The organism is Nostoc sp. (genome assembly GCF_036917975.1).
Lineage (GTDB): Bacteria > Cyanobacteriota > Cyanobacteriia > Cyanobacteriales > Nostocaceae > Nostoc.
This window is the reverse complement of record NZ_JBALEJ010000012.1, coordinates 142280-160931: the sequence shown is the minus strand read 5'-3', so window position 1 is coordinate 160931 and position 18652 is coordinate 142280. Positions and strand designations below refer to the sequence as shown.

Below are 18652 nucleotides of genomic sequence, written 5' to 3'. Positions count from 1 at the left end.
AAAAAATGTTTAGAGGTCATAAATATGTGCCCCTAGAATGTACTACTTTAAATCTCAATCACTAGATTTTTAGAACAATAGAAATTTGCCGCTTTTCTTGTATTCCTGAAACTTTTCTAAAACAGGGTGGTCATTTGGCATTAATGCAGGTAAGTCGGCTAAATTAAAAAATTCCAGCGCCAGCGATTCTCCATCTAGACAAGCGAGGTTTCCTTCCCATTCAACTGCTCGTAAAATTAAAATGAAGTTTTGCACGCGATCGCCATTGGGATAGGTTACAGTTTCATGGGCTGGGTTGGAAGACAACCCTACAGCTTCAAAACCCTTAACCGTTAAACCAGTTTCCTCAAAAACCTCTCGTGCAGAAGATTCTTCGGCAGATTCCCCTACCTCTGGACAGCCACCAGGTAGCCCCCAAAGCTGGAAATCACTCCGCTTTTGCAACAAAACACGCCCCAAGCTATCCTCAATAATCACACGTGAGCCAAATAATAAAAGTAAGCGATCGCCTACAACTTGTCGTAACTTGCCGAGATAGGAGTCTGACCAATTCGCCATAACGAGAAAGTTTGTAAAGAAAATCTAAAGGTAGCAAATAGCGATCGCCTGAAAACAGGATAATGCAGCTGAACTAGCCAATCCTTCCCATTCAACCTAAAACTATGACATCTACACCCAAAATCCTTGCCTTTGCTGGCAGCACCCGTATAGATTCTTACAACAAAAAATTGGTAAAAATCGCGGCGGCTGGCGCTAAAGCAGCAGGCGCAGAAGTTACTTATATAGACCTCCGCGATTTGCCTTTACCTCTGTTTGATGAAGATTTGGAAGCTGAACAAGGACTACCTACCAACGCCCGTACTTTCAAAGATTTGCTGATTTCTCATCAAGGATTGCTGATTGCTTCGCCGGAATATAACAGTTCACTCACAGCAGTTCTCAAGAATGCCATTGACTGGGCATCCCGTCCCGCCCCAAATGAAGCACCATTAGCTGCTTTTGCAGGTAAGGTTGCTGCCATTCTGAGTACTTCCCCTGGTGCCCTTGGTGGTTTGCGGGGGTTGGTTCACCTGCGGTCTATTTTAGGAAACATCAAAGTTTTGGTACTTCCCGACCAGATAGCCGTACCCAAAGCTTACGAAGCCTTCAATCCTGATGGCACGTTAAAAGATCCTAAACAGCAAGAATCTATTGAAAAGTTAGGCGATAATTTAACAAAAATATTGCTAAAGCTTAATTAAGCAAATATACTAGGCGATTAGAAATCGCGGCTACACAAACAAAGTCCGCCTACGCGGACTCAAAAGACATCTCCGAAAAAGAATTGTTTTGACGTAGCACTGCTACGTCTCTACAGGGGTTTTGGGTAACGCATATTTAATTTCTGGAGATGTCTAAAGAATTTGAAACCCACGGAGGTGGGTTTTGTCTGTATAGCCAAGCCAGTGCGGTCTTCTCCCAAAGGGAGAGGCTAGCGCCAAGGGGGTTTCCCCCATGAGCAACTGGCGCGCGAATTCTATTCGCCAGGGCAAGGTGTGTTTTTGCACTCATTGAGATGTACTAAGAACAACTGGTAAGGGCTACACCACATTGATCTTCCCTTGCCAACCAACCTTTAACACCTTGATATTCCACCTGTGCCCAATCTCCCTGAAAGCCTAGCAATTTGATAGCCGTATTAGCAGGAATTCTTCCCACTTTTTGCCTTTGTTGACTGGTACTAGCATAGAAATCCACGCCATTAGTACCGTAACCCCGCGTTGTTAAACCTAACTTTGGCACAAATACCCATCCAGTTCCTTGAAAACCATCACTAGCATTAGTAATCTGTACCCAATCTCCAGCAGCACTAATAACCTGAACTGTCTCGTTTATAGGTATTTGCCCTAGAATTGTGTTGTTTGTACTTGCACCACTCCGCACATGTAAACCTTGCGGATCTGTATCGATGACGTAGGCAAAAATATCACACTTTTGAGGATTAGTTGATTTCGCTAAACCTATTTGATGAGCTATACCAGTATTGAGTATCACACTCATACAACTGAATGCCAATGTTATCAATAGCTTTGATGCGGAATTTTTCACTTTTTTTGTCATATTTTCTTCAATTTTATGACATCAGTATCTAAGATACGACCGGCTACGCTTACACAATCTCTCACATCCCCATCATGAGCAACATTCCCCAAGTCGGACAACCAGCACCAGATTTCTCTACTCCCGATCAAAATGGCAATTCGGTCACTCTCGACGATCTCAGCAGTCAGTGGATTGTTCTCTATTTTTACCCCAAAGATGACACCCCTGGCTGTACCACCGAAGCGAAAGATTTCACCGATTTGTATCAAGACTTCAGCGCATTAGGAGCGAAAATCTTAGGCGTAAGTCCAGATTCGGGTAAGTCTCATTGTAAATTTATCAGCAAACATAACTTATCAATTAGCCTCTTGAGTGACCCAGAACATCTTCTGATAGAAGCCTACGGCGCTTGGCGCTTGAAAAAATTTATGGGCAAAGAATATATGGGTGTTGCTCGCTCAACTTTTTTAATTTCACCTGATAAAATTATTGTCTATGCTTGGCCTAATGTAAAAACCAAAGGTCATGCTCAGGCAGTTTTAACTAAATTACGGGAATTAGCAGCTACATAACGCAATTGGATATAAGTATAGTGACAGTAATCCTATATAAAATTGCTCTAGAAACTGCCGATGTGATGATTAAAGAAAGAAACTAGACTTTTCGCAACTTGAAATGATTATGGTTGAAGTCATCCAAGCTCACAATGTTAGTCTTGCTTATTTAGAAGCAAGATTTGGTCTACAACAAACTGAAGGTGAAGATTTTTTTATAGAGTGGTTTGAAACTCTGCCAGAAATCACAGATATAGAAAAACAATATCTAGATAGAGTTAAAACTAATTTTATGAGATTGGTTAAACATCCACCAATCTTAGAGAATGCAGTTAAGATGGTAGTTTTGTCTCCTTTATTAGACTTGGCAGGATTCTATCGTGAACCATTTTTTCTGACTACTGAAGAATCTCTAGAAATTGTCTTAGAGGATGAAGAAGAAATTATCAGAGGGCGCATTGATGTTCTGGTTATTAAAGAAAAATTGTGGCTGTTAGTAATTGAATCGAAAAGAGCTAGCTTTTCTATTTTAGCAGCTATACCCCAAGCACTAGCTTATATGTTGGGTAATCATAATCCAGATAAACCTGTGTTTGGATGTGTAACTAATGGAGAAGATTTTCAATTTATCAAGCTCATAAAGCAAGATAAACCGAAGTATGCTTTGTCTGATAAATTCACTTTATCTAAGCGAGAAAATGAATTATATCAAGTTCTCAGAATTTTAAGAAAACTAAGTCAAAGTTTGAGTTAATAGTTATGTCTCTTCGTCCTATCTACCTTGATGGTCACGCTACTACAGCTATAGATGAACGGGTATTTGCAGCAATGCTCCCCTACTTCACAGAAAAATTTGGCAACCCCGCAAGTATTGGTCATGTTTATGGTTGGGAAGCAGAAGCCGCTGTTAAACAAACGCGAGAAATTTTAGCGGCAGCAATCAACGCTACTCCAGAAGAAATTGTTTTTACCAGTGGTGCAACAGAAGCAAATAATTTAGCTATTAAAGGTGTTGCCGAAACTTATTTTAAAAAAGGTCAGCATATTATCACTGTTGCCACGGAACATAGTGCAGTTATTGATCCTTGTAATTATTTAAAAAGTCTCGGTTTTGAAATTACTATTCTCCCTGTTAAAAAAGATGGATTGATTGATTTAACTGAGTTAAAAAAAGCTTTACGTCATGAGACGATTTTGGTATCGGTGATGGCTGCAAATAATGAAATTGGCGTGTTACAGCCTTTGGCAGAAATTGGAGAAATATGCCGCGAGGGACTAGGTGCTGCTGGAGGCGATCGCAATATCATTTTCCACACCGACGCCGCTCAAGCTATTGGTAAAATTCCCTTGGATGTGGAAGCGATGAAAATTGACTTGATGTCGCTAACAGCCCATAAAGTATATGGGCCCAAAGGCATTGGAGCATTGTACGTCCGCAGACGCAACCCCAGAGTGCAACTGGCTCCCCAGCAGCACGGCGGCGGACATGAGCGGGGAATGCGTTCTGGTACATTGTATACACCGCAAATTGTCGGCTTTGGGAAAGCTGTAGAAATCGCTCTGGCTGAACAAGCAACAGAAAAACAACGCCTCACCCAATTAAGACAAAGATTGTGGGAACAGCTTTCCCAAGTTGAGGGAATTCATCTCAATGGACATCCTCAAGAACGATTGGCGGGAAACTTGAGTATCAGTGTTGAGGGAGTAGATGGAGCCGCACTTTTGCTAGGATTACAGCCTGTAATGTCTATATCTTCTGGTTCTGCTTGCTCATCGGCAAATACTGCACCTTCCCATGTTCTCACAGCACTGGGACATCCCCAACAGCTAGCTTATGCTTCAGTGCGATTTGGTATTGGTAGGTTTAATACGGAAGAAGAGATTGATATTGTGGCGAAACATGCGATCGCTACCATTCAAAGTTTACAAAAGACATCTCCGAAAAAGAATGTAGAGACGTAGCACTGCTACGTCTCTACAAGGGTTATGGATAACGCATATTTAATTTCTGGAGATGTCTAATAAACGTTAAATGGAAAGCTCATCAGATATAGAGACATAAAGCAATCTGGGATAGCAGAATATTAACAATTCAAAATTCAAAATTCAAAATTCAAAATTAAAGACATTTCAGACGGGGATTTAACACCAACTGTAGCTTGCTTCCCGTAGGGTAACTGATGCTACATATAGATGTAGGGGTCTTAAACCCTTGAATTTACGGTAACTATTGACTCTCGACCGATGGCTATTAATTTATGAATCAAGACTTAACACAGCAGTGGTTGACAGAAATCCAGACAATCAAAGAGCAGATGGCATTCCTGCAACATGAGCGCGATGCTGCTTGGGAAAGTGCCCAAAAATGGCGTCAGCTTTATAATACAGAAGCAGAACAACGGCGCACAGATGCCCAACTCTCCCAACAAGCGATCGCATCTCTCAAGGCAGATTTGCACAAACTCCAAGGTCTTGAAACAGGGACGCTGGAAGCTGGGACAACAGTCAAAGCTATCCAACAAGAAATAGACCAGCTAAAATCTGTCGAGGACTTGCAAGCTAAACTCATCGCTGTGATCAAAGAACGCGATCGCCTTTTGCAAGCTTTGAAAACTGAGCAAGATAACCACGCCCAAAGCCGCAATAGCCTAACTACTGCCTTGGGCGATGCCATTGATAGCTTGACACGCGAACGAGCAGTGGCGGCGGAGCAGGGGAAGAGGGAGTAAGAATTTTAGATTTTAGATTTTGGATTTTAGATTGAAATTTAATCCAAAATCTAAAATCCAAAATTGAATTGCTCAATGTCCTAAAATCCCATTGCCTTGGCTACTGCACCCAATTCTGCTGCAATACCCTGTTGAAATTGACTGTGATTGTGTTTAATGGCCGTATCCGGGTCTTTTAGACCATTGCCTGTGAGGACACAAACTACTGTCGCCCCCGTGGGAATTTGGTCTTTCACCTGCAACAATCCAGCGACAGAAGCAGCGCTAGCAGGTTCGCAGAAGATACCTTCTGATGCTGCCAAAAGTCGATAAGCGTCGAGAATTTCGGCATCGGTAACGGCGTGGAAATTTCCCTGACTGGCGGTTTGGGCTGCGATCGCTAACTCCCAACTAGCAGGGTTGCCAATGCGAATTGCTGTTGCTAGAGTTTCGGGATGCGCGACGGGTTTACCATGTACTAACGGGGCTGCACCTGCGGCTTGGAATCCCATCATTCGGGGTAAGCGATCGCACTTTCTGGCTTGATGATATTGACAAAATCCCATCCAGTATGCTGTGATATTTCCCGCATTGCCTACGGGGATACATAACCAGTCTGGGGCATCACCCAGGGCATCGACAATTTCAAAGGCTGCTGTTTTCTGTCCTTCTAGGCGGTAGGGATTGACTGAATTCACCAAAGTGATTGGATAGCTTTCGGCCATCTCGCGGACAATTTCTAGGGCTTGGTCAAAATTACCTTTAATTGCCAATACTTCTGCCCCATATAGCAATGCTTGTGCCAACTTGCCTAGCGCCACATAACCGTCGGGAATCAGTACAAAGGCATTCATCCCCCCACGTCTGGCATAAGCGGCGGCGGCGGCTGAGGTGTTGCCCGTGCTGGCACAAATTACTGCTTTTGCCCCTGCTTCCTTGGCCTTGGAAATTGCCATAGTCATTCCCCGGTCTTTGAAACTGCCGGTGGGATTGAGACCGTCGTATTTGACAAAAACCCGTACTTGTCTGCCAATGCGTTCTGCGATCGCTGGCGCCGGGATGAGAGGCGTGTTACCCTCCAACAGAGTCACAATCGGTGTGTTTTCGCTCACAGGCAAGTATTCGCGATAGGCTTCTATCAGTCCAGGCCAGGGTTGGCGATAAGATGTAGCAACAGACAGGCTCAAAGTCACGGGATTTAAAATTTATTAATGTAAGGATTGGATATTTAGAGAGGGCAAGATCGGGAAGTGCAAAATGGGTAAGAGGAAGAAAGTGAATTTTTCTTTGCCAGTTCCCAGTTATGAGTCCCTTAATTCAATTAAGAATATTATTTTTTGTGGTGCAGGCGTTAAATTTGGTATTTTTATTTTTTATTTAGAATGTCAGTTTATCATAACTGCCATAGCAACCTTCAGTTCAACAAATTTAGCAAAAATACCAGGCGATTAGAAAGATACTGTTGGCGAATTAATAGGGGGTCTAACCCATCATTCCTGATTACTCTGATTTAAGTCCGTTTCAACGGACTTGAGCTATTAGCCCGAAATTTATTTCAGGGCGGGAAAGCAACGCCAAACAATGTTTTAGGGGTGAGGGGTCAAACCCACCGTGAATTGACCAACAGTCTCATAGAATTCGCCAGGGCAAGGTGTGTTTTTACAAATCAGACTTACGCAAGAACTCTCTGAAACGAATGGCACTAAGTTAAGATACAGCCCTTGCGCTGACTGGTTCCTAGCCTGGAGGCTAGGAACCCATTCTGGGAGGCTCCGCCTCCTCTTTCTTGACCAGAGGCGGAGCCTCTCGGAATACATTCCCAGCCTCCAGGCTGGGAACGAGGCTACACAGGCTTTTGGGCTTTTCTTAGTGCCTTCCTCTCTGAAACTCTTATTTTTCTGCGGAAATATACATAGATGTCTCTGTTCAAGTTTTTAGAGGTTGTCTAGTTCCGACTCTATAGACTGGAAACGATGTTTTAAAGGAGTTTTAGCTGAAGTTGAGACACGTCAGCAAGTACGTTTTTTCATAATTTGGCGGAATTCTTGATGTAGTCTACAAATAATTTCTTGCGTAAATTCCCTAAAAACGGTCATAATAATTAGTACACCCATAATTGACAGGCCACCAAATTAAATAGTTCTAAGTAACTTCGAGTGGACGGAAGCTTCGCACGCTTTAATCGATGTTTTATTTGGAACCCAGCCATTCTAATCACCGTCTCTTATGATTGAACCGAAAATCCATTAGAGTAATTGATTGAAATTATACAATTATTTAATAAAGCTTAAAAGAGCATTATTATAATATTTCTAATGGTGTGAGTTAAATTGTGGATTTAATTAACGATGCCTACTTATAGTGTTTCCGATTGCGAGTCCCAAACTAGTTGGGTCAGTAAGTTAACTAAGTCTTACTACCAAGACGATCAGCAAGCTAAATTGCTGCATTTACAAGCAGAGGTAGATTCCCTGTTGCAGCAGTTAGAAAACCTAAAACACCAACGTCTAGCCGAAACTAACCAAAAAGAATAAGTCTATTTTGTAGAGCGATCGCCTTGTCCATCTCTAGTCTAAATTTGAATGGAGGGCGTGCTATTCAAAGCGCTGATTTTTCTGTGACCAGCGCTTTAAACTGTAGTTATGAGCATTTTCTACCAGTAAAGCTAGAGATTGCACGCCCGAAAGCTTGGCGATCGCAGAGAGTCTTTGTAAGTCATTTCCTGTAAAATCAGTGTAAATAACTTCATTGCTATCAGACAAAATTATAGTTCGGTCACGGCGTTGCTCTGTCTTTTCCCCCGGAATTCCAGGTTTAGACTGATTCAGAGATGCTATTGCTTCTGGTGATATAGTCAGTATTATTTCTGGTTGAGCGTTATTTGTTAAATCAATTACTTGAACCGGCCAATCACCCAACTTTTCCTGCATCTCCTCAAAGGTAGGAATAGCACCAGCCATAATTTCGCCAGATTTCTGCAAAGATTGCCACACACTCGATAATATTACCTTTACCCCTTGGGGATTTTGTTGATACAGTTCTCGTAGAGTAATGGGAGATGGTTGCACCCATTCCAGTGCTGCATTGGTCAGGGCTAAAGGTTTGGGTTGAAGAACATCATTTTTATTCTCTGGGATTTTTGGGCCAGCAGCTAATAGGCGCAAAACTTTACCCCGTAGTTGCACCGCCTTGATAGCGGCTATACTAATTTTTTGTTCTCCATTAGGCAACCAGACCACAATCTGGATTTCAGGGTCAGAAGTGATTCCCAAAATTTTCCAAAAAAATTTGGCAGTGTCAGTTTTGGGTGGGTTCAAATTCTCAAAAGGGGAATTTAGCCAGCGTTTACCGTCATTAAATGCACTCACCTCCACCTGATACCAAACTTGGTTATCTGTGAGTTTCAGGTCGGCGGTAGAATTTGCTTGCAGCCACTCACTGCTAGTAACTTGAGTGATTGGCTGCACCGTACCAACAATCTGACTAGATATTTGCGACTTTGTAATCTCACCATTGAGTCTTGCTAACAGACTTTGAATATAATCAAGATTTTCTTTGGTAATTTTTGGTTGCGCCTTTAACCAAGAATTAGCATGTCCTTCTCCCTGTTGAACCGCTAAAATCAAAGCAAACCAAGCTTGCACCTCTCGTCTATTTGGGTTCACCCGCAACGCCGCCACTGTCCGATTCCACAATCGTTTTTTATCAGCTTTAAGTAGAGTCGCAATTTCTTGGGAATTATGTGGCGACACTTCAAACACCTGTAAAGCTTTTCCCCAGCGACCATCAATCAAATCTGCCAACACCTGTTGACTAGGACTAGCCCAAATTTTCTGGGCTTGGGTTTGAGTCAATTGGGAATGCAAGCGAATCAAATCCATTTGGGCTTGCGCCGCCTCTGGCAAAACTCCTTTGCGCTGTTTCTTGATAAATTTTAACCATTCAAAAGCTGGTGTCCACAGTCCATTACGGGCAATTGACAGGGCATTTTGGTATCCATAATCCTTGAGGGCTGGTGATTTGAGGGTAATTTCCTCTAATTGAATTGGTTTAAGGAATAATTTCAGAGACTTGACTTGGTAAACCTGTAAGTGCGGTTCTAAACCTACTGTTTCATCAACAACTAATTCTTTGGTACTATCACCAGTTACCTGCTGCCATTTGGGCAATTGTCCATTCGGACTAGTCCAAGACAACATTTGTAGTAAATTCCTGCGTTCTGGATTGTAGTATACGACTTGACCGTAAGCGATCGCACCAGTTTCTTGATGGCGTTGACCCCGCAAATTAAACCAAACTCCTGGTGATGGTGTCCCACCTTCAAAGCGTTGCACTTGAGTTAAAGGTAAGGGAATGCTGATATCTTGGGATTCTGATGTCTCATCAAGCCAGGGGGAAGTTACAGAAGATTCCTCTGGGCCAGTTATAGGTAATTGAGTCGCTAAATAGTAGTAATTTTCTGACTCAGATTTAAACTCTAACTCGACTGATAGCTCGTAAACCCTGAGTTCCACAAGTTCTTTACAATCAGATTGACAATTAGCACGCTGTTGAAAAACTGGCAGTAAAAATGAGGTTTCCGTATTTTGATTTAAAGGCAGAGGTTCCCCAAATATTTGGTTTTTTTTACTCAAATCGAGTTGAATTTGTTTGAGAGTTTGGGGACGTTCGTGCTTCCCAAGGGGGATTTGTGCCCATGCAGGTAAAATTTTATTCAGCCAGCTTACCCGATCTGGATTGAATATGAAGAGAACGCTAATCCAGGCAAAAGCCATTATTAGACTAGCACTAATGAACAGAATTGCGTAGGCGCAGCCCGTCGTAGACATCGCTAACATTGACGACAACCAACTTCCCCGTTTTAGCTTTTTCTGGGGATTTTTAGCGACACGTTTCATTGCACCAGCACGAGTTTTATTTAGTTTCGAGGCTTTTGGCGTCAGCTTGCGTGAGCGATTTGCCATAGATTGGGTATTGGGGATTAGGGATTGGGGATTGGGGATTAGGGATTGAGAAAACTCTTTCCTAGTCCTCAGTACCCAATCCCAAGTACCCAGTCCCCAGTCCCCAGTCCCTAGTCCCCAATCCCCAATACCCTGTTATACTCGTCCTTGCAGAAGTTGCCTAGAAGCATTAAGTCTAATTTGGGACAAAATCCGTAAATGTCCCCATGTGAACACTAGATGATCGCGAATACACTCTTCACTTAAGTATGTAAGCAGAGTGTAAAAAATTGAAAGGTAGATTTATTAGCCGCAATCATTGCAAAACATGGATGCTTGCATGGTTACTTATTGCAGGAGTAAATGGAGTTGCACAAAAAGTACTAGCACAAGAGTACATAAATACAGAAACTACTCAGGAGTCAGGAGTTAAGAGTGATAATATTATTCCCTCGTCTCCCTCCCTCTCTCCAGATGAACCGATGGCGCAAGTTACATCGGTATCTCAACTCAAAGACGTACAACCCAACGATTGGGCATTCCAAGCACTACAGTCTTTGGTAGAACGCTATGGTTGTATCGCAGGCTATCCAGATAGCAGCTATCGCGGTAATCGCGCCTTAACTCGCTATGAATTTGCTGCGGGTGTGAATGCTTGTTTAGATAGAGTCAACGAATTAATCACTACAGCCACCAACGATTTAGTGACTCGCGAAGATTTAGCAACATTACAAAAATTGCAGTCAGAATTTGCCCCTGAATTAGCAACTTTGCGGGGTCGTGTCGATAGTTTAGAAGCCAAAACCACCGAAATTGCAGCCAACCAATTCTCAACAACAACCAAACTCAGTGGACTACTGATAGTTGGCATTCAGGGACGGACTAGCAATCGTGGTGATGTTAATCCTAGAGATGGACAAAAAGATACAAATGATGCAGGGACAAACACTAATGTTATATCTCTGGCGCAGCTATATTTAACTAGTCAAATCACTCCCACTAGTTACTTGTTTACAGGTCTTATAGATGGTCAGGGAAAAACCTCACCTAGATTTACCAATAGTGTTTCCCGGAATGATGTTTTACTTGGCTACGAATTTCCTACAAGTAACTTAATTGTAAGCGACCTCAATTTTCATTGGCTGGTGACAAATACATTAGCAGTAATGGTGGGAACAGACGGTGTAAGTATGCCAGCTGCTTTCCGAGGCCCCAACCGTGTAGAAAGTGCTGCAACAGGGCCGTTGTCTTATTTTGCCCAAAGAAACCCAATTTTAAATATGGGATACGGTCATGGCGGTATAGCTATTGATTGGCAATTTGCTAAACGCGCTAGTTTGCAGGCAATTTACACTAGTTATCAACCAGGAAATCCCGCTAAAGGCAGCGGTTTATTTGATGGAACCACCACTACAGGTGTGCAATTGCTACTGACACCAACTAATACTCTAGATTTAAGTTTGTACTACGTTAACAATTACTCTTCAAATGGTTGTTTGCTAACCTTTGTTGGCGATGAATGCTTAACTGCGGTTAATACCACGACTGGAAAATCAGCACCTCTGCAAACCAACGCCGTGGGTGCGACTCTAACTTGGCAAATTTCTCCCCGCATTAGCGCAGGTGCATGGGGTGGTTATACTAAATCTTATATTCCTGGGCAATCGGGAAATGTAGAGACAACAAATTATATGGTGTTTTTGAATTTCCCTGATTTATTTGCTAAAGGAAATTTGGGAGGAATTTATGTCGGTCAACCTCCTAAAATCACCAGTAGCGACTTACCTGTAGGGAATAATGTTCCTGATTTTATCAATACAGGTTTAGGACGTGCAGGTGGACAACCAGGAACAACTACTCAAATTGAAGCATTTTATCGTTTCCAATTATCAGATAATATCAGCATTACACCAGGAATAATTCATCTTATCCAGCCTGGCAACACACCAGATAGTGATTCAGTTACTATTGGCATTTTGCGGAGTACTTTCAGTTTTTAATTCTGCTTGCAGATACATCTTATAGAACTTAAGTCTTGACAGAGGCTTATACCTAATTGCTTACAAAAAACAATGAAAATCTATTTTGTAATGCCTCATACCCAATTTTAAATAGATATAAAAAAGGTTTGGCTCACCACCAAACCTTTGTATAAATCCAGTGCATAACAACATCCCAAGTCAATTTACCCATTATTCTATTCATAGGGCATCTTCCTATAGGATGTGTGCAAATATCTTGAAACCTGATAATGGATTGCTTAGTATAACTGAATACCTAGAAGATAAAATTAATCTGCCATAATTCAGGGCATATTAATATAGATGTTAAAGATAGTCATACAACTACTTGATTGTAATTTAATCCCAAAATGCTAATCAGCAACAAAAAAGACGGGGGTTAGCCCGTCCTCTGTATAATAAGTAAAAACATCTTGGTAATTTCTGCAATATATCAAAATACTTTAATTACAATCTGCCAAATTGCCAAATGCTTACCAATAAAACAAGAATATAAATTAATACAGTTCAGATAAGCTTCTCTTCCTTCTCTGACGAGAGGCTACGCGAATGTGTCCTAAGCTGTTAAGTATACAACTTGCATTATCAGGGCGGGCAAGATGCCATTGCTGTCAAATGAACGCGAAAAGCTGTTCGCTTGAATAAACTTTGGCAAATATCACTAGCCCATATTGAACAAGTTACGACAGCCGAACCCCAAAGTAATTGGCGAGAATTGCGTGCCCCTGGTAGCTTTATTCCTGGAGTGATTAAGGCTGGAACTTATTACACTAACCGTGGTAAAGAGTTTTGGTATGTAAATCGAGAGACAAATTATTTAACGATTCAATTGCGAGATGAATCCTACAAACGGATTATCTTAACTATCGATGACAATGAGTCTTGGCAACAAAGACTTTCTCAGATAATTACTGCATAGTTAGCAAAATGAAAAGCGTCTTTGCCGCGAGTCAGGGAGGCGGCAGCCCACTGATGGAGAATTCCCAGTCTCAGACTGGGAATGGGGTAATCTTTCAAAGAGTTGTATCGTCAGTTTTCTACTGATTTGGGGTTCTCTGTATTAACCACCGGCGACAGCTGGGACAATACTTACTTCATCGCCATCTTTAAGAGTTGTGTTAATCCCATCTAGATGACGGATATCTTCGCTATCGACGTAAAAATTTACAAACCGACGTAGTTTTCCTTGTTCATCGCACAACCGAGATTTAATACCAGGAAAGCTTTTTTCTAAGGAATCTAACAATTCAGCAATAGTGCTGCCGGTGGATTCTAGAGTAGCTTGATTATTAGTAAAACTCTGAAGAGTTGTAGGAACTAAAACTTTTACAGCCATAGAAGTACAAAGTGAAAGGGTGAGGAGTGAAGAGTGAAGAGTTAGGAGTCATCTGTAAGGGGTGAGATGTGAGGAGTAAAGAGTTATGAATAAAAAAACTCCTAACTCCTAACTCCTAACTCCTATTTAAACGAGGACTTGTTGCCATTCCAAGCGATCTAGAGTACGCGATCGCTCTAGGGCACGTTCAAAACTATCTATCTTAGCATCAATAGTCAAAGGTTCGCCAATGTAGCCTTGTAATGCTTCCTGCGTTTTCAGACCATTGCCGGTGATGTAAAGCACGGTAGTTTCATCTGGATCAATTTTGCCAGCTTCGACCAGTTTTTTCAGCACGGCGACGGTTGTACCACCAGCCGTTTCTGTGAAGATGCCTTCGGTTTCTGCCAGCAGTTTGATGCCATCAATAATTTCTGCATCATTGACTGATTCAATATTACCGCCAGTTTTCTGGGCTAACTCTACAGCATAAATGCCGTCTGCTGGGTTGCCGATCGCGATGGATTTCGCAATTGTATTCGGTTTAACTGGCTTAATAAAGTCGCGTCCTTCTTTAAAGGCTTGGGCAATGGGGGAACATCCATCTGCTTGAGCGCCACTGAAACGGATATTTTTACCTTCCACTAGCCCAAGCTCTGCAAATTCATTAAAACCTTTGTAAAGCTTGGTAAATAACGAACCAGAACCAAGGGGAACAACGACGTGATCAGGTAATTCCCAACCGAGTTGTTCTGCAACTTCAAAGGCTAGTGTCTTTGAACCTTCAGAGTAATAAGGACGCAGATTAATATTGACAAAACCCCAACCGTGTGTGTTGGCAATTTCCGAACAGAGACGATTTACTTGATCGTAGTTACCCTGAACAGCCATGACAGTAGGGCTATATATCAGACTGCCTAGAATCTTACCGGCTTCCAAATCTGCGGGAATAAATACACAGCAGTCTAAACCGGCGTGAGCTGCGATCGCTGCTGTAGAGTTTGCCAAATTACCCGTGCTAGAACAAGAAACAGTGCTAAAGCCTAATTCCCGCGCACGGGTGAGAGCAACAGACACCGCCCGATCCTTAAAGCTCAGGGTGGGCATATTCACGGCATCATTTTTTATATAAAGCTTATTTAGACCCAGGCGACGGGCAAGACGGTGGGAACGAACCAAGGGAGTCATCCCCGTTCCCACATCAATAACATTATCAGTTGCGACAGGCAAAAAGGGACGATAGCGCCAAATGGAATTGGGGCCAGCTTGAATTGTTTCACGAGTGACAGTCAGACGTAGGGCGTTGTAATCATACTTAACTTCTAATGGCCCAAAACATAACTCACAAACATTGCTGGCCTTGAGTTCATATTCTGCACCACATTCCTTACACTTCAAGGCTTGAAAGTAGGCAGTGCTGGTTTGGGTTTGGGTTTGGGTTGTAATTGCCTGAGTCATAAACTAGCTTTCCCTGTTTGTCTGTCGGCTGTCGCCTGATACTAACACGAGCAAAAATACCAGTCAAACATACCCGATAAAAATAGTCGGGTATGTTTAGTGTTGAATGGAATTATTCTTGTAAAACTTTGATATCAGTAATCGCTGTAGCTAGTACTTATACTTATACGAATAATGTTAAAAAAAAGAAAACAGCCTAAAATACTCAGGATTAATACTGCTATTGAAGGAGGCAGGAGGCAGGAGGCAGAAGGAACAATTGGGAGAGGATTCAGACCCCTCCCAATTGTAAGCGCCGTATAAACGGTGGGGTCTTAAACCCTTGCTCCCTCTGGTCGCGGCAGGAGGCACCAGCGCTGTTTTCCTCCTGCCTCCTGCCCTCTGCCTCCTGCCTTCCTCGATAAATATGATTAAATTGCATTTACTTAAAATGCCATCTCATTTAAGCGATTTAGATCGCTTAGTTAACTTTCTATTTTTTAATCTAAATAACTCCACAGAGTAATACAGATTTATGACAGCCAAAACTCAAAAGCATTATTAAATATAGCTTCTATTCTTCCTAGAGTCTGCGTTCAACCATTAAAATTTCTATGTGTGTTGCCAAAATAAAGCTAATTTTTCAGCTTTGATGCACTCATTCACAGCCAGAGAAATTACTTATTTATACGGAAGATTTTTTTTGCTTTAAAAGCTACATTGCTATAAACATGGATAAGTCAGCAAAACACATTAATAAATTACACATATTTGCGATTGCCAGCCTTGATTTTCAAGGGTAAGCGTAAAACAAGTAGACAAATTATTTCTGGTTATTGCCTCAATACGGCTAGGAGTGTCAATAATTTAACTCCTTAAATAGGCATTCCCGAAAGGTTGAAGCTTTGGGGGGCTATAATCGGCAGTTCTTTAAGGAATTGCCGAACTTTATCCTGTCTCAAAATCCAAGATACAAGTTCAGCAAACAAACAAACTACTTCTATGGTAAGTCGAAATAAATCTGTCAACAAGCAGCGTAAAGTTTACCAATCTCTAGTAGCAACAGCATTATTAACTGGTAGCCTTTTCCAATTTGTTGCACCTGTATTAGCTGACGGAACTACTGGGGGTACATCTATCAGTAACACTGCCACAGCAACCTACGAAGATCCCAACAATCCAGGGACAACTATAAATTCCACCTCTAACACTGTCACTGTGACAGTAGCAGAGGTTGCGGGTATTACTGTTACAGCGTCGGGTGTTACAGATAACAATGGTGGCACTGTTGGAGTTAACGATTTACTAACCTACACCTACACCCTAACAAACGTAGGTAACGACCCCACCAAATTCCATATTCCCAACCAAGCAACAACAACTGGGCCTGGTACGGTTTCTGGTGTACTTCCTGCTGATAAAAATGGGGTAACACCAGCTAGTGGCACATTGCAATACAGTACAGATGGTGGTGCAACTTGGACAAACGTAACAGCCGGTGGTGTAGATACACCCTCAATTCCGGTTAGTGGTACTGTATTGGTGCGTGTGCCGGTAACTGTACAGACTGGCGCTCAGTCGGGTGACATAATTAAAGTTACCCTTGGTAACACGCCTGGTGATGCCCAAAACCAACTGCGGAGTCCCGATGGTGGTGACGTTTATACTGTAGATAATCCTGATAACGCAGGTGGCGGGGAAGTTCCTGGCGCACCAGTTAACGGTACACGAGAATCTAGTATTACCCAGCAAATTCAAGTAGGCAACACAGCTAAAACTGTTGCTCTAGCCACAATACTCAAAACTCGGACAGGTTATAACGCTGGTAACACTTCCGTACTCAATGATGATGTGCTGACTTATGGTTTAAGCTTGCGAGTTGAGAGTAACGACGTAACCAATCGTGGGCTAACACCCGCAGCTTTAGCTGGTACAACCATCAATGTAGACGGTAATTCAGTTACTCGCATCTTAGTTTCTGATGCACTTCCAGCATTAACAACTCTTAATGGAACCCCAACCGCTCCTTCAGGGTGGATAGTGGTCTATGCTGGTGAAGATCCTGCAACTACAACTGCCGATCAGGCTTTGTGGAAAACTAATAGTGCGAATGTCACAGGTGGTGTAGTTAAACGGGTTGGTTTTATTAACGATCCTAACTCTATCTCTTCAGTTGCCACTGGGACAACCGTTACAGGTTTTACAGTCCAAGTAAAGACCACTGGAATCACAGGAACGACAGCGACAAATGTTAACAACATCGCTCAAGTGTTCGGTAAAACTGCTGGAGATCCAAATAGCCCTCTACTCTTTGACGATTCAGGTGACCAAAATCCAGATAACATCAACCCCACTAATGGAGCCTTTCCTACTACAGTAGACTCTGGCTATTATCCCGGTACAGTTCCCGCCAATCAAACTGACACAGGTAATAACAACCAAGGTACTAATTCTGTTATAGGAAATGTTAACGTCTACACCGTTTCAGTCGCCCAAGCAAACTCAGTTTTAAACGGGCCGAATAATGCACCGGATGCTGTTGGCCCAACAGATAATAACGACGACTTCACAAACAAATCCTCTTTTGTTCCTCCTAACACATTACCTGGTAGTACGCTTGACCCACAATCAGTTGGTTTCACTAACACAATTAAGAACAGTGGGACTAACTCTAACGACATTACAATAGTACCAACAGTACCAGCTACAGCTACAGATTTACCCAATGGTACAAAGGTGACTGTTAGCTATAACAGTCAATCTGCTGTCTATACTTACAGCATCACCAATAACGTTGGCACTTTCACCCTCGCAGCCAATAACACACCAATTAAAATCTCTGGTGTTGCTGCTGGAAGCAGTGTAAATTATGGCGTAGAAGTTGACCTACCAGCTGGTACGAAACTATCGACTGATATCAATAAGGGCTTCCCAGTACCCATTACTGCCTTTATTGACACTAATAATAATGGTGTAGTTGATACTGGTGAGGTTAACAACATCTCCATCGATCGCGTTTACACTGGCTTCCTGAAACTGCTGAAAGTGTCGCGAGTCTTACAAGGAACTGGGCCTGTAGTCCAGGGGAATGATGGCACATTCAGTATCGATCCGAAAAAGCCTGCACCAGGAAACATTATTGAGTACCAAATTCAGTACAGCAATATTTCCGATCCTCAAGCTGGAACCGGTAACGTGATTTTGAATGCTAACAAAGTTGTGATTACTGAAGATGGTACGCAAACCCCCAACAACTGGGCGCTAGACAACGACAATAACACTCAAATTGATACTAGCAACATTGTTGGTTCAGCTAAAGATTCTGGAGCTTCAACTATCCAATTCTTTAATGGTAATCCAGCAACTAACTCTGGCATTGACCAAACTGGAACTACAGCAAGCACTGATGTTGCTAAGTACGTAAATACCGTAACTGGGACGATCGCACCGGGCGTTCAAAGAACATTTACCTTCCAACGCAAGGTGAATTAATTCCTTGGGATTGGGGATTGGGGGTTGTGACGTTCGCAGATTCTAAGAGAGCGATCGCCGCAAACCAGTTAACCTTATCCCCAACTCTAAACAGGAAGCA

General features: G+C 42.4%; 14 protein-coding genes and 1 pseudogene. 9 read left to right on the top strand and 6 right to left on the bottom strand.

Annotation, left to right across the window (positions count from 1 at the left end; all coding sequences use genetic code 11):
- Positions 1-69: 69 nt before the first annotated feature.
- A complete protein-coding gene (locus V7K76_RS04175) occupies positions 70-558 on the bottom strand; it encodes an NUDIX hydrolase (protein ID WP_335029684.1) in 489 nt (162 codons plus the stop codon).
- Positions 559-662: 104 nt separating this feature from the next.
- Between V7K76_RS04175 and V7K76_RS04170 the strand changes: the two genes are divergently transcribed.
- Positions 663-1241: an NADPH-dependent FMN reductase gene (locus tag V7K76_RS04170; protein WP_334774497.1), complete on the top strand. Its 579-nt coding sequence runs from the start codon at positions 663-665 to the stop codon at positions 1239-1241.
- Positions 1242-1560: 319 nt separating this feature from the next.
- Here the strand turns inward: V7K76_RS04170 and V7K76_RS04165 are convergent, their stop codons facing one another.
- Positions 1561-2100, bottom strand: coding sequence for an SH3 domain-containing protein (locus V7K76_RS04165; protein ID WP_442936739.1), 540 nt, complete (start codon positions 2098-2100; stop codon positions 1561-1563).
- Between the two features lie 74 nt (positions 2101-2174).
- On the opposite strand from V7K76_RS04165, the gene bcp reads away from it, so the two are divergent.
- The 4 genes from bcp (at position 2175) to V7K76_RS04145 (ending at position 5365) form a co-directional block, all read left to right on the top strand.
- Positions 2175-2654: a thioredoxin-dependent thiol peroxidase gene (gene bcp / locus V7K76_RS04160; protein WP_334774495.1), complete on the top strand. Its 480-nt coding sequence runs from the start codon at positions 2175-2177 to the stop codon at positions 2652-2654.
- A 109-nt stretch (positions 2655-2763) separates the two neighbouring features.
- Entirely contained in the window at positions 2764-3390 is a 627-nt protein-coding gene (locus V7K76_RS04155; protein WP_335029682.1) for a type I restriction endonuclease, read from the top strand.
- A 5-nt stretch (positions 3391-3395) separates the two neighbouring features.
- Positions 3396-4598 carry a cysteine desulfurase family protein gene (locus V7K76_RS04150; RefSeq protein WP_335029681.1) on the top strand — a complete coding sequence of 401 codons (1203 nt, stop codon included), beginning with the start codon at positions 3396-3398 and terminating at the stop codon, positions 4596-4598.
- A gap of 296 nt (positions 4599-4894) precedes the next feature.
- A complete protein-coding gene (locus V7K76_RS04145; RefSeq protein ID WP_334774492.1) occupies positions 4895-5365 on the top strand; it encodes a hypothetical protein in 471 nt (156 codons plus the stop codon).
- A gap of 80 nt (positions 5366-5445) precedes the next feature.
- Here V7K76_RS04145 and thrC (V7K76_RS04140) read toward each other — a convergent pair whose 3' ends face one another.
- On the bottom strand, positions 5446-6537 hold the full coding sequence (gene thrC / locus V7K76_RS04140) for a threonine synthase (protein WP_292851010.1): 1092 nt from the start codon (positions 6535-6537) through the stop codon (positions 5446-5448).
- Positions 6538-7692: 1155 nt separating this feature from the next.
- On the opposite strand from thrC (V7K76_RS04140), the gene V7K76_RS04135 reads away from it, so the two are divergent.
- Complete coding sequence (locus V7K76_RS04135) at positions 7693-7878, top strand: hypothetical protein (RefSeq protein WP_334774491.1); 186 nt, start codon at positions 7693-7695, stop codon at positions 7876-7878.
- 60 nt (positions 7879-7938) lie between these two features.
- Here V7K76_RS04135 and V7K76_RS04130 read toward each other — a convergent pair whose 3' ends face one another.
- Positions 7939-10308, bottom strand: a complete 2370-nt coding sequence (locus tag V7K76_RS04130; protein WP_334774490.1) for a hypothetical protein — start codon at positions 10306-10308, stop codon at positions 7939-7941.
- Positions 10309-10619: 311 nt separating this feature from the next.
- Between V7K76_RS04130 and V7K76_RS04125 the strand changes: the two genes are divergently transcribed.
- A complete protein-coding gene (locus tag V7K76_RS04125; RefSeq protein WP_334774489.1) occupies positions 10620-12287 on the top strand; it encodes an iron uptake porin in 1668 nt (555 codons plus the stop codon).
- Positions 12288-12936: 649 nt separating this feature from the next.
- A pseudogene (locus V7K76_RS04120) lies at positions 12937-13227 on the top strand (hypothetical protein); the annotation flags it as partial.
- Between the two features lie 141 nt (positions 13228-13368).
- Here the strand turns inward: V7K76_RS04120 and V7K76_RS04115 are convergent.
- Together V7K76_RS04115 and thrC (V7K76_RS04110) are read right to left on the bottom strand one after the other, a co-directional pair.
- Positions 13369-13644 (bottom strand): ubiquitin-like small modifier protein 1, encoded by a 276-nt coding sequence (locus V7K76_RS04115; RefSeq protein ID WP_292850995.1) that lies wholly within the window; start codon positions 13642-13644, stop codon positions 13369-13371.
- Positions 13645-13770: 126 nt separating this feature from the next.
- The gene (gene thrC, locus V7K76_RS04110; protein WP_334774487.1) at positions 13771-15081 is read right to left on the bottom strand and encodes a threonine synthase; all 1311 of its coding nucleotides are present in this window, start codon (positions 15079-15081) and stop codon (positions 13771-13773) included.
- A 981-nt stretch (positions 15082-16062) separates the two neighbouring features.
- On the opposite strand from thrC (V7K76_RS04110), the gene V7K76_RS04105 reads away from it, so the two are divergent.
- Entirely contained in the window at positions 16063-18552 is a 2490-nt protein-coding gene (locus V7K76_RS04105; protein ID WP_334774486.1) for a beta strand repeat-containing protein, read from the top strand.
- Positions 18553-18652 lie beyond the last annotated feature (100 nt).